General features: G+C 70.0%; 17 protein-coding genes and 1 pseudogene. 11 read left to right on the top strand and 7 right to left on the bottom strand.

What is annotated here, in order from left to right; genetic code table 11:
• Positions 1–235: 235 nt before the first annotated feature.
• Positions 236–493 carry a hypothetical protein gene (locus OG928_RS40745; RefSeq protein WP_331767050.1) on the bottom strand — a complete coding sequence of 86 codons (258 nt, stop codon included), beginning with the start codon at positions 491–493 and terminating at the stop codon, positions 236–238.
• 119 nt (positions 494–612) lie between these two features.
• On the opposite strand from OG928_RS40745, the gene OG928_RS40740 reads away from it, so the two are divergent.
• From OG928_RS40740 to OG928_RS40720, 5 genes and pseudogenes are all read left to right on the top strand, one after another.
• On the top strand, positions 613–1473 hold the full coding sequence (locus OG928_RS40740; protein WP_406291634.1) for a helix-turn-helix domain-containing protein: 861 nt from the start codon (positions 613–615) through the stop codon (positions 1471–1473).
• Positions 1470–1670, top strand: coding sequence for a DUF397 domain-containing protein (locus tag OG928_RS40735; protein ID WP_331767048.1), 201 nt, complete (start codon positions 1470–1472; stop codon positions 1668–1670). Before OG928_RS40740 ends, OG928_RS40735 begins: the two co-directional genes overlap by 4 nt.
• A gap of 211 nt (positions 1671–1881) precedes the next feature.
• Positions 1882–2213 (top strand): annotated as a pseudogene (locus tag OG928_RS40730) (transposase); the annotation flags it as partial.
• 204 nt (positions 2214–2417) lie between these two features.
• Positions 2418–2918, top strand: coding sequence for a SigE family RNA polymerase sigma factor (locus OG928_RS40725; protein WP_331767047.1), 501 nt, complete (start codon positions 2418–2420; stop codon positions 2916–2918).
• Between the two features lie 4 nt (positions 2919–2922).
• Positions 2923–3810 (top strand): hypothetical protein, encoded by an 888-nt coding sequence (locus tag OG928_RS40720; RefSeq protein WP_331767046.1) that lies wholly within the window; start codon positions 2923–2925, stop codon positions 3808–3810.
• Positions 3811–4559: 749 nt separating this feature from the next.
• Here OG928_RS40720 and OG928_RS40715 read toward each other — a convergent pair.
• A complete protein-coding gene (locus OG928_RS40715; protein WP_406291631.1) occupies positions 4560–4772 on the bottom strand; it encodes a hypothetical protein in 213 nt (70 codons plus the stop codon).
• 333 nt (positions 4773–5105) lie between these two features.
• Between OG928_RS40715 and OG928_RS40710 the strand changes: the two genes are divergently transcribed.
• Entirely contained in the window at positions 5106–5690 is a 585-nt protein-coding gene (locus OG928_RS40710; RefSeq protein WP_331767044.1) for a DUF3995 domain-containing protein, read from the top strand.
• Between the two features lie 141 nt (positions 5691–5831).
• Positions 5832–6737 carry a SigB/SigF/SigG family RNA polymerase sigma factor gene (locus tag OG928_RS40705; RefSeq protein WP_406291629.1) on the top strand — a complete coding sequence of 302 codons (906 nt, stop codon included), beginning with the start codon at positions 5832–5834 and terminating at the stop codon, positions 6735–6737.
• A gap of 388 nt (positions 6738–7125) precedes the next feature.
• Here the strand turns inward: OG928_RS40705 and OG928_RS40700 are convergent, their stop codons facing one another.
• Positions 7126–7611 carry a hypothetical protein gene (locus OG928_RS40700; RefSeq protein WP_331767043.1) on the bottom strand — a complete coding sequence of 162 codons (486 nt, stop codon included), beginning with the start codon at positions 7609–7611 and terminating at the stop codon, positions 7126–7128.
• Positions 7612–7696: 85 nt separating this feature from the next.
• Here OG928_RS40700 and OG928_RS40695 point away from each other — a divergent pair, with 85 nt between their 5' ends.
• Together OG928_RS40695 and OG928_RS40690 are read left to right on the top strand one after the other, a co-directional pair.
• Positions 7697–8038: a helix-turn-helix transcriptional regulator gene (locus OG928_RS40695; protein WP_331767042.1), complete on the top strand. Its 342-nt coding sequence runs from the start codon at positions 7697–7699 to the stop codon at positions 8036–8038.
• Positions 8035–8751, top strand: a complete 717-nt coding sequence (locus tag OG928_RS40690; protein WP_331767041.1) for a permease prefix domain 1-containing protein — start codon at positions 8035–8037, stop codon at positions 8749–8751. The genes OG928_RS40695 and OG928_RS40690 overlap by 4 nt, the downstream gene beginning before the upstream one ends.
• Before the next feature lie 228 nt (positions 8752–8979).
• On the opposite strand, the gene OG928_RS40685 is transcribed toward OG928_RS40690, so the two are convergent.
• Positions 8980–9681 carry an alpha/beta hydrolase gene (locus OG928_RS40685; RefSeq protein WP_331767040.1) on the bottom strand — a complete coding sequence of 234 codons (702 nt, stop codon included), beginning with the start codon at positions 9679–9681 and terminating at the stop codon, positions 8980–8982.
• Between the two features lie 62 nt (positions 9682–9743).
• The gene (locus OG928_RS40680) at positions 9744–10328 is read right to left on the bottom strand and encodes an XRE family transcriptional regulator (protein WP_331767039.1); all 585 of its coding nucleotides are present in this window, start codon (positions 10326–10328) and stop codon (positions 9744–9746) included.
• A gap of 77 nt (positions 10329–10405) precedes the next feature.
• On the opposite strand from OG928_RS40680, the gene OG928_RS40675 reads away from it, so the two are divergent.
• Positions 10406–11362 carry a class I SAM-dependent methyltransferase gene (locus OG928_RS40675; protein ID WP_331767038.1) on the top strand — a complete coding sequence of 319 codons (957 nt, stop codon included), beginning with the start codon at positions 10406–10408 and terminating at the stop codon, positions 11360–11362.
• A gap of 88 nt (positions 11363–11450) precedes the next feature.
• On the top strand, positions 11451–12935 hold the full coding sequence (locus OG928_RS40670) for an MFS transporter (protein WP_331767037.1): 1485 nt from the start codon (positions 11451–11453) through the stop codon (positions 12933–12935).
• Between the two features lie 131 nt (positions 12936–13066).
• Here OG928_RS40670 and OG928_RS40665 read toward each other — a convergent pair whose 3' ends face one another.
• Both OG928_RS40665 and OG928_RS40660 read right to left on the bottom strand, forming a co-directional pair.
• Positions 13067–13264, bottom strand: coding sequence for a hypothetical protein (locus tag OG928_RS40665; protein WP_331767036.1), 198 nt, complete (start codon positions 13262–13264; stop codon positions 13067–13069).
• Positions 13265–13346: 82 nt separating this feature from the next.
• Positions 13347–14249, bottom strand: coding sequence for a LysR substrate-binding domain-containing protein (locus OG928_RS40660; protein ID WP_331767035.1), 903 nt, complete (start codon positions 14247–14249; stop codon positions 13347–13349).
• Positions 14250–14286 lie beyond the last annotated feature (37 nt).

Genomic DNA, 14286 nt, shown 5'->3' with positions numbered 1-14286 from the left:
CACCCCCAACCGGGACAGAGCCGCCGCAACCGGAGGCACGACCTCCTCGACGAACGGCAGATCCCCCCACGCCTTCGCGCCGACCCGCCGGCATGGCACGCGCCACGCGACCACACCCCGCCAACCGAACAACGGACGAGGACGTACCGAACCGCGCCACCCGACAACCCGGGCTCAAGTCGTTTGCCGACTCGGCCGACGCCCGTGTGGGCGCCATGGGGACCGGCCGCGTGGTTCACCCCGAGTCGACGTCAAGCCATCCCACTCCGTCCCGCCCTCGACCATCGGTGAGCGGCCGGGCCAACGCACAACCGGGGCCGCCGCATTCGCAGGGCGGGTACTTGTCCCAACCCACGTCGCGCGAGAAGCAGAAGCTTTCCTCGGGCTCCTTGACGACGTGCGCCCCGTCCTTGTCGATCCGATAGACCGCGATGGTGATCCCGCTGCCCAGGGGACGTTGCGGGTCCCAGCCCCGCCGCGAGGGGTGATTCATCGATACGCCCTTCTCTGTCGCTATTCCGTATTACCGTCTGTGTACAGGAGAATTCCCGCCGTAATGGTCGGCGGATAGACGGTCCCCTTCCGCAGCGACGACTGCGGAACGAAGGAGCGATGGACATGGCCACCGACAACGACGAACTCGACACCTCCACAGGGCGTGGGCTGTACGGGTCCGAGCTGCGGCGCGCCCGCAAGGCGGCGGGGAAGACCATCGTCGGCGTGGCCGACGACCTGAACATGAGCAAGACCCACCTGTGCGACATCGAGCGGGCAACCCGGGTGCCCCCTCCGGGATTTTCCGAACGCGTCGACCACTACTTCGGAACCGGCGACTTCTTCGTCCGGCACTGGCCGGCCGCTCGACGGGAGATGCATCCGGACAAATACAGGATGTTCATGGAACGCGCGGCGAAGGCGATCCTGATCGCCGAGTACGCAGGCCACACCGTCCCGGGTCTGCTCCAGACCGAGGAGTATGCCTACGCACTGATCCGTGCCTCGAAGCCGCGTGCGACCGACGCGGAGGTCGAGAACCTGGTCTCGGCGCGCATGAGCCGACAGGAACGACTGACGGAAAGCAATCCGCCGATTCTGTGGGCGATCCTCGACGAGGCGGTGATCAGGCGCCCGGTAGGTGGACCCGACGTGATGCGGGCCCAACTCGCCGCCCTGCTACCGCAGATGGACACGGCTCGGACGACGATTCAGATACTGCCGTTCGCGCACGGAGCGCACCCGGGATTGGGGGGTTCGCTCACGCTCCTGACACTCCCCAAGCAGGACCGGTTCGCCTATCTTGAAGGCAGTGACAGCGGCGCGTTGATCGAGGATCCGGAAGACGTCGAAGAGCGCCAACGCACATACGATTTGCTTCGGGCGTACGCCCTTTCCCCAAAGGAGTCGGTGGCCATGATCGAAGCCGCCATCGATCAGTACGCGTCGTGGCCACCGGCAAGGAGTCGAGCATCATGATCCACATTCCTCAGGGCGACATCATCACGCAGTGGCGCAAGAGCACCCACAGCAACGGCGACGGCGGCAACTGCCTCGAAGTCGCCGACGGGTTCGCGGTCGTCCCCGTCCGCGACTCGAAGGACCCCGGCATCGGCCACCTGACCATCACCCCTCGGGCGTGGTCGACGCTCGTCGCCGCGCTGCGGACCGCCTGACCCGAACCGCCAGGAGCCCCGGACCACCGAGCGCACGAACCCACCAAAGACCGGGGCTCGTTCGCGCCGCGCGCTGCCGTAATCGCGGATCGTCCCCAGGGCCCCACACGCGCGGTACCACGCGCGATGCTCTCGGGAGCGCGGGCAGGGTGGGCCGGACCGACCGGGGCCCCGGTGGGGCTCGAGGCGTCGGGAACGGGTGGCCTGGGGTCTGAAGGACGGCGTCTTCGAGAGGCTCAACGGAACCCTGCGGCGCGTCGTGCGGGAGCGGGAGGGCCGCGACGCGGAGCCGAGCGCGTGCGTCCTGGACGCGCAGAGCGTCAAGACCTCCGCCAACGTCCCCGCCGCAGGTCAGGGCATCGACGCGGGCAAGAAGATCGCGGGCAGGAAACGCCACATCGGCGTCGACACCGTCGGTCTCCTGCTCGCGGCATGGTCACCGCGGCGAGCGTCTCCGACAACGTCGGCGGCATCCACCTGCTCTCGGCGATCGCCCACTACCGCGTCACCAAAGTCTGGTTCGACGCCGGCTACCGCACCAGAAGCCCCTTGCTGAGCTTGCCTGTCAACGTCGGAGCAGCGAGCTGCTCGGGTGCGCCGGTTCCCTGCGCCGCGACGGTGATCGGGCCGCAGGCGCTTACCGAGGGCCGCTGTGGGCTTGATCCATTTTCTTCGGACAGGATGGAACGCTTTCGCGGTGACGCGGCTCTGGAGGGGGTGACAAGGTGAAATCCGAAGGGGAGGACGATGCCACCGGAAATCCGACTGGACTTCGAGGCGTACGCGCGAGCCAGACAGCAGCAGCTCTACCGCATCGCATATCTGCTGTGCGGCGACACCCACCGCGCGCAGGACCTGACGCAGACCACCCTCACCAAGCTGTTCCAGCACTGGCGACGGGCAAGCCGCGCGGACAACCTCGACGCGTACGCGAAAACCGTCCTCATCCGCACATTCCTCAGCGAGCAACGCTCCCGCCGCCGTGAACGCGAACTGCACACCCCCATCGCCGCGGGGCCCGGCGCCGACCAGCCCGAAGTACGGATCGCGCTCCTTGCGGCGCTCGCCGAGCTCGCGCCGAAGGCGCGGGCGATGGTCGTCCTGCGCTATTGGGAGGACCAGACCGTGGAAAGTGTCGCGGCTCAACTGCGCTGCCGCCCCGGCACGGTCAAAAGCACCTGCTCAAGGGCTTTGACACGGCTGCGCGAAATCCTCGGCGACGCGGCCATCTACGTGACGGAGGGATGAGGAAGTGCCCACGGAACACCCCGAGACGACCATGAAGTACGCGATGGAGCAGACGACATCGGCGCTTCCGCCGGTGCCTGACCTGGTGCCCGCCGCGGTCGTCGGCGGCCGCCGACGCCGGCGCCGGACCCGCGTGCTCACGGCCACCGCCGCGGCATGCCTCGCCGTCCTGGCCGCAGTCGCGGTCCCCGCCGCATGGCCCGACAACTCCTCCCCCACCAAGACCGGCCCCGCCAAGCCCGACCCGGCAAGGCCGTCGGGGTGGCTGCCCCCGCTGACCGAGCTCACACCGGCCGCGAAGTCCTATCCGGTATGGGCCAACCCCAACATGCCCTCGGAGGGCCTGCCCGGCATGCCCGGGGACCAGAAGTTCTCGGCCGAGGAGGAGCGCCTGCGCGGCATCTACCGGAACCGTGTCGCGGCGGCGCTGGAGCGACTGCTGGCGATCCCCGGGGCAACCTGGGAGGTCGACCGGGGCCTCGTCAGCGGATACGGCGTGGTGATGCCGGACGGAACGCGCCATCCGTTCACGGTCGACATCCTCGCGACCGGACGCGCGCACTCCCTCCTCGAGCCCGAAGCGCTGCGCTGCGACGTGCCCCGCATGCGCGAACCCGACCGCGCCTCCTGCGTGGAACACGTGCTTCCCAACGGCACGATCGCCCGCACCTACAAGTCCGTCTCACCGATGGCCACCTCCCCCGCCGGGGACATTCGCTACGGCGACACCGACGTGACCATCAACACGGGCATGCTCTACCCGCTCCCCGTACCGCTCACCGACACACAGATGTTCACCATCCTCACCGACCCCGAACTCCTCCAACTGACCGAGTTCCTGGTGACACACAAACTCTACGAAGGCGCGAAACAGAAACCCCAGAAGAAGTGACACCCCCCTCGGCACCGCATCAGGCAGTGCCACATTCGGATCGGATTCGATGACGATCCGGACGGCGAAGCAGCAACGAGAAGCGCAGAGAGCAGCGATCCACCGGAGATTCACACGACCGAGTCCTCAACCCATCGCGTCCGCCCCGGTCAGAGACGACCCGGCGCACACGATTCGTTGAGAGCCGGTCCGGTCTCCGACCTGCCCCTCGATACCGGGCGGGTGTCAGAGGCGGCGCACCCCCATGCGGGATGCTGGTGGCGAATTTCGGCTGCGGCCTCGAAGTCGGCTCCCCGGGAGTGGTTCTCGGGGAGCCGACGGCGTGTTGACAGCGGCGTGTGGCGTCGTTTCCCGAACGGGTCCGCAACGTCGGTGGGGGCGTTTCCGAGACGAGCGCTGAGCCCCGGGTGGGGACCCGTACAACAGCCGATGGCGGGAACGAAACCGGCGACATCGGGGGCGCCGGTTCCCGCGGCACACCGGGGGCGGCCGGCGTCACCGCCAACACCGCCGGCCATGGCCAATGCAACCGCCCGAGAAAGCCCAACGGCCCCACAAGCCGACCGCGTGGCCATTTCCAGCGCCCATCGCTCCAACAACACTCTGAACGCCGGCATCACGGCCCCACGACGAACGCAGCTCCGACCCGGGCCGGGCAGCTCCGAGACAAGCACTGACCGACCCTCGGAGCAGGGCAGATCAGCCGTCGGCCCTCTCCTACTGGGCTTGCGCCCTCTCTGCGCAGGCCGCTACCCCTCCTTGGCCTGGGCCGCCACCCGTGCCTGACGCCGGGCCTTCTCCTCGCGCGCTGCGGGCGTGTCCCGAATCCGCTCCAGCGCCGCGCTGACCGGGAGGTCGATCAGGCCTTCGGTCAGCGGGACATGGTCGGAACAGAACCACACCGCGTTGGACGGGTGGCCCTTCCAGCCCGGGCGATGGTGCACGGCAGGCCCGAAGCGCACCAAGGTGAAGTCTCTGAAATCTCTTGCCTCGGCCCATGGGGTGTCCCGCATCGATACGGAGCAGACGAAGCACCGTGGCGGTTTCATATGGTTCCCCCTTGTTCTGTACCGGACTTCGCGTTCCCAGCCTAGTTTGTCTCCTCGTGGCCTGGAGTTGCTCGAGGATGTGCTTCCACGTGCCGTCGCACCCAGGAGCGGCCACGTGCAACAGATCCTCCCTCGTCCCGGCCGGGTCCCCCGCGCGGTGTTCGCCGTGCGGGCCCGGTGCGGCCCGGGGATACGTCATGACCGCCCGCACAGCAGAGGCGTTGGCGGACCGGGCACAATCGCGGCATGAGTGAACGTGCCGAAGCCGTGAGCCGCCCTCCCGTCCGGCCCGGCCGTGCCGCCGCCGTATGGGGATTCGCCTTTGCCGTTCCGAGCTTCGCCTGGGCGATGGGCAGCCTGGTCGGGGCCTCCTCCACGCTCGCGCCGGCGCTGGTCGAACTGGCCCGGGACCGGGATCCCGGCTTCATCGCGCTGTTGTGGGTGACGGCCGTACTCAAGGTCGTCGGCGGGCTGTTGGGTCTGGCGTTGGCGCACCCTCGCGCCCGGGGACGCGGCGTGGAGCGACTCCTGCAACTGATGGGGTGGGGCGCGGGGGTCCTGCTCGTCTGGCACGGCGTGGAATTCATCGGGCACGGACTGCTCGTGGAGACACACGTCATCGGCGTCGACCCCGACCTGCGGTCGGTCAGCCGGTGGTACACGTATCTGTGGGGCCCGTGGTTCGTGGCCGGCGGGGTCGCCTTCATACTCGCCGCGCGAATCCACCTGAACCGGGTCGCCGATCGTCGGGATGCGCGAACCGCGGGCGTGGTCGGTGGCTTCGGCGCCCTGGTGCTGTCCGCCACGGCGCTGATCGCGGGGATGGGGTAGCCCGGGCCGAACGCGCCACGGTGCCGGCCCGGCCAACGGGCCGCGGATCCGCCCGATGCTCGATCACGTGTGCGATGCCCGTGTGTGGGGTAGGGGTCGGCTGCTTGCCTGCCAGGCTGCCGAATCGAAAGGATCCGTCCGGTGACATCCGAGTCCCCGACTCCCGCTCCCGCGACAACGAGTGCAAGCACAAGCACGGGAACAAGCACCACAGTCCGGATCACGACGACTGAACAGGCCATCGAGGCAGGGGAACGCCTGTCGATCGAGGACATCGGCACGGCGACCGCCACGGACGCCCGCGCGATGTCCAAGGTGCTGTTCGCGCGGATGCGCGTCCTCGAAGAGGGCACGCACGAGTACCAGTACGTGCGCAACACCCTGATCGAGCTCAACCTCTCGCTCGTGCGGTTCGTCGCCGGCCGATTCCGGGCCCGCCCGGAGACGACCGAGGAGATGGTGCAGGTCGGCACCATCGGCCTGATCAAGGCCATCGACCGGTTCGACGCGACGATGGGTGTCGAGTTCCCCACGTTCGCCGTCCCGACCATCTCCGGCGAGATCAAGCGGTTCTTCCGGGACACCAGTTGGGCCGTGCACGTCCCGCGCCGGCTCCAGGAACGGCGGCTGGAACTGGCCAAGGCCCGCGACGCGCTGACCGCCGAACACGACCGTGAGCCCACGCCGGCCGAACTCGCCGAGTACCTGGGCCTGAGCGTGCCCGAGGTCATCGAGGGCCTGACCGCCGCCAACGGCTACACGAGCGCCTCCCTCGACGCACCGGCCGGCGAGGAGAGCGGTGGGGACGCCTACGCGGGGCGCGCGTCCTTCGTCGACACCGGATTCGAGGCCGTGGAGAACATCCACGCCCTGAAGCCGCTGCTCGCCGAACTCCCCGAGCGCGAGCGCACGATCCTGTCGCTGCGCTTCGGCGCGGAACTGACGCAGGCGCAGATAGGCGAACACCTCGGCCTCTCGCAGATGCACGTCTCGCGACTGCTCGGCCGGACGCTGACCCGGCTGCGCGAGTCGATGCTCGCGGAGTAGCCGGAGTAAACGGAGCAGCCGGGGTGGCCGGAGCAACCGGAGCAGGCGTCCATACCGACGCATATGCCGCCATTCGTCGGCGTGGCGCCCGCCCGGTTGCGGCAAGTCGCCGACCCGCCGGCGGATAGTGGAGACCCGGAGGCAATACCCCCGGTCACCCGGTCCCGGCGGCAGCGCAAGCCCCCCTCCCACCGCCGGGGCCGGGGCTCGACGCGGCCGGTGTCCGCCTGCACTCCGAGATGCTCAAGGGCGTCTCCGAGGGCTGGCCGATGATTCTGTCCAACCTCAAGACCCTCCTCGAAACCGGCGAAACGCTACCCTCGCTCCCGCCCGAGGAGGAGTAACGGGAGCGGGCGAGCACAGCCGTCCGGCGCGTACACCCACCACCTCACGCTCCCGTGGTGGACCCCGGGCGGACGATCATCAGGACGACCACGATCGCCCACAACAGGTTGAAGATGCCGGTGAGCATGCTCAGCCGAGTCGCCGCCGCGACGATCGCCCCGTCGTCGGCGGCCGAGGCCGAGTCCCCCGCGGGCGCGAGCAGGCGCTTCTGGGCGGGCAGGATGGCCGTCGCGAGGATGGCCGCGGCGATCATGGTCAATACGAGCGACACGATCAGCCAGGTGTCGCCCAGGACACCGAGTACGGCGCCGGTGGCGAACCCGAAGAACGGCACGGCGACACCCGCGACGGCGTAGCCGTGGCAGATCCGGTGCAGCAGCGCGGCGATCCCGGCGGCCCGTCCGCCCGGATCCTCGTCGCCGGACGCCGCCTGCCGCGCATACCGCGGGAACAGCGAGGCGGCCACGGCGATCGATCCGACCGCCAGGATCGCCGCGAGGACATGTATGGACAACAGCACCTTGGCCACTGCGGGCGCCTCCAAGCCGATGCGCGAATATGTTGGCTACCAATACATACCCTGTCGACACCACTCTTGGGTAGGCTGCCTACTCATGAGAGCAGACGCGGTACGAGGACACCTGGACGGACTGTTGCTGGCCGTGCTCGAATCGGGCCCGCTGCACGGCTACGCGATCATCGCCGCGGTCCAACTGCGCAGCGAAGGCGCGCTCGAGTTGCGCACGGGCACGATCTACCCGGCCCTGAACCGGCTGGAGCGGCTCGGGCTGCTGGACAGCAGCTGGCAATCCGTCGGCGAACGGAGACGGCGCTGCTACGAACTGACCGACGCGGGAAGGCGCAGCCTGGCCGGCGAGCGCACGGCGTGGAACGAGTTCACCACGGCGATCGGCTCGGTCCTGAACCCCGCCGCACCGCCCCGGCCGGCCACATGAGCGCCATCGGTCGGGAAGCCGACCCCATCGAAGGCGACCCCATCGAGGACTACGTCGCGACCCTGACCGCCGCCCTGCACGGCCCGGCCCGAGCCAAGTCCCGGCTGATCGAGGAGATCCGCGGCGGCCTCGCGGACACGGTGGCGGCACACACCCATGACGGCGTGCCCTACGAACACGCCGCCCACGAGGCGGTACAGGAGTTCGGGGCGCCCGACGAACTCGTACCGAGCTGCCAACGCGAACTCACCATCGCCCAGGCCCGACACACCGCCCGGGCCCTCGCCCTCACCATCCCCCTCCTGATCGCCGGCTGGTACCTGATCTGGACCACCGGCCACGATCAGGCTGGGCAACTGCCCCGCACCGCACAGCTGTTGGCCGTTCAGCTCACGGGTATCGCGGCCACCGTCGCACTGCTCGCCGCAGCCGCACTGGCCGCCACCGGCGCCCTCGCCCGCCGGCTGCCCCCACCGCACCGACTGCCACTCGCGGTCGCCTGGACCGGCACCACCGCCGCGGCGGCCATGGCCCTGGCCACACTCGCCCTCGCCGCCGCGTCCCTCCTTGCCGCGAACTGGCCCCTGCTCGCCCTCGCCGGCTCACTCGCGGCCGCGTCCCACGCGGTGGTGGCCACCTCCGCCCGCAGCTGCCGCCGCTGCGCGCGCCTGTCGACCACCGAGCCCACCACGTCCGCGCCGCGAAGCCGCTAGGGCGTGTCTTCAAACCCCCGCCGGGTCCGCGACGCCTGGCGCCGCACCTCGCCGCACCGGAGAAACAGCCGAATAGAACCACTATGCGGCTGCTTCTCCGGCACGCCGAGGCACGGCACCAGACGCCGCGGCCTATCCGACGGGGGTTTGAAGACACGCCCTGGCACACCGACGGCCCACCGACCGCGAGTTCGCCGTCGGGCCGCAGTCGCGGCCGCGCGGGTGGGGTCAGCGTGGCTGGGTGCGGGGCGGCGTCAGGAAGGCCAGGACGACCTCGATGAACGCGGTCGGTTCGGCGGCGTGGACCAGGTGGCCGGCCGGGATGGTGACCACGCGGGCATCGGGTAGGCGCCGCGTCCACTCGACGACCCGGTGCTGCGGGATGTGGCTGGCCGAACCGCCCGCGACGACGAGGGTCGGGGCGGTGATCCGGTCGAGCCGGTCCGACCAGGCGGGGTCGGGGGTGTCGATCTGCTTGCGGATGGCGACGACCATGTCCCAGTCGAAGGTCAATTCGCCCTCGGGCCGCACCGGGGCGACCGGCTTCCGCGGCTCGGGGACGGAGACGTCTTCGAGGACCAACCGGCCGACCCGCTCCGGGTGTTCCTGAGCGAACAGGTAGGCCACGAGGCCGCCGAGGGAATGCCCGATCAGGTCCACCCGACGCAGGCCGAGCGCGTCCAGGACGCCGAGCACGTCGTCGCGCATCGACTCGACGGAGTAGTCGCCCGGCCAGTCGCTGCGGCCGTGGCCGCGCAGATCGAGGGCGTACACCCGCCAGTGGGCGGCGAAGGCCGCCGATATCTCGGTCCAGTGCGTCGCGTCCTCACCGAGTGCGTGGAGCAACACGAGGGGCGGGCCTTCCGGGGGGCCCGAGACGTCGTGGACCAGACGGATGCCGCCGACTTCAAGTGTGCTCGATTCACCCATAATCGGACCTTAGTGGCGGGACACCCCGCCTGGAACACCTTTCGTCGCCACGGGTCGGGCGGTCATGCGCGGGGCTTCGCCCGGACGTGCATGCGCTCCCCCTGTCTCCCGAAGAGGCTGAGGATCTCCACGGGCCGCCCGTCCGCGCTGCCGAACCAGTGGGGCAGCCGGGTGTCCCACTCGGCCGCCTCGCCGGGGCCGAGGACCAGATCGTGCCCGGCGAGCACGAGCCGCAGCCGGCCGTCCAGCACGTACAGCCACTCGTAGCCCTCGTGCGTGCGGAACTCCGGCTCGACACCCCGGTCGGGGATGACCAGCTTGTACGCCTGGAGCGGGCCCGGACTCCGGGACAGGGCGACACACGTACCGCCGTTCGGCAGGGTGCGGGGTGTCAGCCGTACCCGGGGATCCCCCGTTTCGGGGACGCCCACCAGGTCGTCCAGGGCCACGTGGTACGCACCGGCGAGTGGCAGCAGCAGTTCCAGGCTGGGGCGGCGCTGTCCGGACTCCAGCCGGGAAAGGGTGCTCTTGGAGATGCCGGTCGCCTCGGAGAGCGCGGCCAGGGTGAGGCCGCGTTCGGCGCGCAGCCGTCTGAGCCGGGGGGCGACCTCGTCGAGGACCGCTTGGTGGGGCGGTGGGGTGTCCATGCGAGCATTCCACCCCGCTGTCCCAGGATTGGCAACAGAAGTTGCCATCGCCGTTCGGCGGGTGCACTCTCCTCGCCATGAGCCCACAGAGCGATTCCCGACACGGCAACGGACACGGCCACGCACACGGACACGGACACGGACACGGACACGGACATTCCGACATCGACTGGGAGGTCATGGCCACCCACCTGGAGAACAACGGCGAACTGCAACTCCCGATCCTGCGCCGAACGGCGGCCCGCCTGGGCGAGTTGCTCGGTCCGGCGAAGGCGGTCCGGCGCATCCTCGACATCGGCAGCGGGCCGGGCGTGATGACCTGCGTGTTCGCCGAGACCTTCACGGATGCCGAGACGGTCGCCGTGGACGGCACACTTGGGCTGCTGGAGCGCACGCTGGCTCGCGCCGAGCGGCTCGGCCTCGGCGGCAGGGTGGCCGTCCGGCACGCGGAGTTGCCCGAGGGACTGGTCGGCGGTGACGAGCACGGGGAAGGCGGCCTCGGCACCGCGGATCTGGTCTGGAGCAGCAAGGCCGTGCACCACCTCGGCGATCAGCAGGAGGCACTGAACGCGCTCGCCGGCGTGCTGCGACCCGGCGGGCTGCTCGCGGTGGCGGAGGGCGGGCTGCCGATGCGCTACCTCCCACGCGACATCGGCATCGGCACGCCGGGTCTCCAGGCCCGGCTCGACGCCGCCCAGGAGCGCTGGTTCGCGACCATGCGAGCCGAACTGCCCGGCAGCACCAGCGCGGTCGAGGACTGGCCCGCGATGCTCGGCCGCGCCGGGCTCACCGACGTCGGCAGCTTCACCTTCCTGCTCGACCTGCCGGCACCTCTGGGCGAAACGGCCCGCGCCTTCCTGCACGCCCACCTGACCCGGCTGCGGGACTCGATGAGCGAGTCCCTGGACGACGACGACTGCACCACACTCGACGTGCTGCTCGATCCCGAGGCGCCTGAGGGCATCCTGCGGCGGCCCGACGCCTTCCTCCTCTCCGCCACCACGGTCTGCACGGGCGTGCGCCCGGCTCGGTGACACACGCACCACACGCCGGCAACGTCCGGCCGCCCTGCTCGCTGTCACCTGACGACCGCGCATCGGGAGTCACCAGGGAACGGAGTTCATGTTGAAGCCGGTCAGCGCACAAGAAGTCGAGGCAGGTGCGGAAAGTGCCGAAAGCGCCGAAAGAGCCGATAGCGCCGAAAGCGCGGAGCGGGCGCCGGCGGTTCGGTGGGCGCTCGCCGCCCTTTCGTTGTCGATGCTGCTGTCCTCGCTCGGCACCAGCATCGCCAACGTCGCCCTGCCGACGTTGGCGGAGGCGTTCAGCGCCTCTTTCCAAGCGGTCCAGTGGATCGTCCTCGCCTATCTCCTCGCCATCACCACCGTGATCGTCGGCGTCGGACGGCTCGGTGACATCATCGGCCGCCGCCGGCTGCTGCCGGCCGGGATCCTCCTGTTCACGGTGGCCTCGGTGCTGTGCGGCGTCGCGCCCACGCTCGGACTGCTGATCGCCGCCCGGGCGGCGCAGGGCCTGGGGGCGGCCGTCATGATGGCCCTCACCATGGCGTTCGTCGGTGAGACGGTTCCGAAGGCAAGGACCGGTAGCGCCATGGGGCTGCTCGGAACGATGTCCGCGATCGGCACCGCTCTCGGCCCGTCGCTGGGCGGCGCGCTGATCTCCGGGTTCGGTTGGCGAGCGATCTTCCTCGTCAGCGCACCGCTTGGGGTCCTGACTCTGCTGCTCGCGCACCGCCATCTGCCCGTTGATCGGCGGGAACCCACGACCGACCGGATCCGCTTCGACAACGTGGGCACTCTGCTGTTGGCCCTGACGCTCGCGGCCTACGCACTGGCCATGACCATCGGGCGCGGCAGTTTCGGTCCGCTCAACGTGGCTCTGTTGTCGGCCGCCGCCTTCGGAGTCGCCCTCTTCGTTCGCGCCGAGGCGAGAGCGGCCTCGCCTTTGATCCGATTGGCGATGTTCCGCGATCCGGTGCTGAGCGCGAGCCTCGCCATGAGCACGCTCGTCTCGACGGTGATGATGGCGACGCTGGTGGTCGGGCCGTTCTATCTCGCTCGTTCGCTCGAACTCGACGAGGCTCTGGTGGGACTCGTCCTGTCGGTCGGTCCGCTCGTCGCCGCGCTGACCGGGGTGCCGGCCGGTCGCGTCGCGGACCGTTTCGGCGCGCAACGCATGACCGTCGTCGGGCTCATCGCGATGGCGGCCGGTGCCTTCATCCTGTCCATGCTGCCGTCGACCCTCGGCATCGCCGGCTACATCGCCCCCATCGTCGTCGTCACCGCCGGCTACGCGGTGTTCCAGACGGCCAACAACACCGCCGTCATGACGGATGTCCGCCCGGATCAACGGGGTGTCATCTCCGGCATGCTCAACCTGTCGCGCAACCTCGGGCTCATCACCGGGACATCCGTCATGGGCGCGGTCTTCGCGCTCGCATCGGCGACAAGCGACGTCACGACGGCACGCCCGGAGCCCGTTGCCACCGGTATGCGAATCACGTTCGCGGTCGCGGGGATTCTGATCGTCCTCGCCATCGCCATCGCGATCGGCGGCCGTGCTCTCTCGCGACGCGCTTCGAGTGCATGATTGTTCACGCCGTACGCCGCGCTCGGGGCGATCGTGCGGAACGTACGGCGCGGGACGAGGGCCGGGCGGGGCCGAGACCGTCGGGTGTGCGGGTCGGTCGGGCCGGGTCCGGACCGGTCCGGTCCGGGTGGTCAGATCCAGCCGTCGAGGGACTTCATGAAGGCGTCGAAGTCGTCGCGGTGGATGCAGTGTCCGACGTTCGGGACCACGCGCACCTCGAAGCCGTTCGCCCGGAGTTCCTCGTTCAGGGCGGGGGTCACGATGAAGCTGTGCTCGGCGGACTGGATCAGGCTCGGCACCACGGGGGCGGCCGGGACGTAGTCCTGCACGATTCAGCAGATTGTCGCCGATCGTACTGCGCACCCCGCACAGAGGCCAGAGGCACCGGAAGCGGCCCGGTTGTCGCCGGGGTCAGTCCCGCTGCGCCGCTGTCCGCAGTTCGGCGGTCAGGGCCTCGACGTAGGGCTGGGGGTGGCGTCTCGGCGCCGTGGCGATGCCGACGTAGCGGGTGGGGCGGGGCGGGTCGATCGGGATCACCGCCACGTCCGTCGGGAGGCCGGCCAGCGACACGTACGGCACCAGGGTGACGCCGAGGCCGGCCGCGACCAGCGAGACCGCGAAGAAGTAGTCGGTCGTGCTGCCCGAGGTCTTGAGCTCGAAGCCGGCGATCGCCGCGTAGCGACGCAGGAACACCTCGGTCTTGCGGCAGCCCATCACCCAGGAGTCGCGGGCGAGTTCGGTGATGTCGAGCGAGGCGCGGTCGGCGAACCGATGGCGGCGCGGCACCACGACCGACATCGGGTCGTCCATCAGCGGTTCCCAGGCCAATCCCGAGCGGTCGCCGATCCGTGCCGGGGCCGGGCCGTCGAAGTGGTAGGCGATGGCCAGGTCGGCTTCGCCCTGGCGGACCAACGGCAGACTCGCCTCCGGCTCGTGTTCGACCACGTGCACCTCGACGTCGGGGTGCGCGACGGAGAAGCGGGCGAGCGCGCCGGGCAGCAGGTGGCGACCGCCGCTGGTGAACGTCGCGACGGTGAGCCGGCCGCGCCCGGCGACCAGGCGTGCGATGCGGTTGCGGGCGTGGCTCAACTCGGCGGAGATCGCCTCCTCCGCCTCGACCAGGAGGCGTCCGGGTTCGGTGAGGACGACGCCGCGCGGGCTGCGCGAGACGACCGCGGTGCCCAGGCCGCGTTCCAGGGCCGCGATCTGCTGCGACACGGCGGAAGCCGTCACGTGCAGCGCCGCCGCCGCCTTGTTGAAGCTGCCGTGCCGCGCCACCTCGCGAAGCACCCGAAGCCGCTGCACATCAGTCATCGGCGCTCATCGGCGCTCGCCGGCAGTCGTCGGCAGT

Origin of the sequence: Embleya sp. NBC_00896 (assembly GCF_045207785.1) — a bacterium.
GTDB lineage: Bacteria > Actinomycetota > Actinomycetes > Streptomycetales > Streptomycetaceae > Embleya.
The sequence above is the reverse complement of the archived record's forward strand: the minus strand, read 5'-3'. Positions and strand labels throughout refer to the sequence as shown.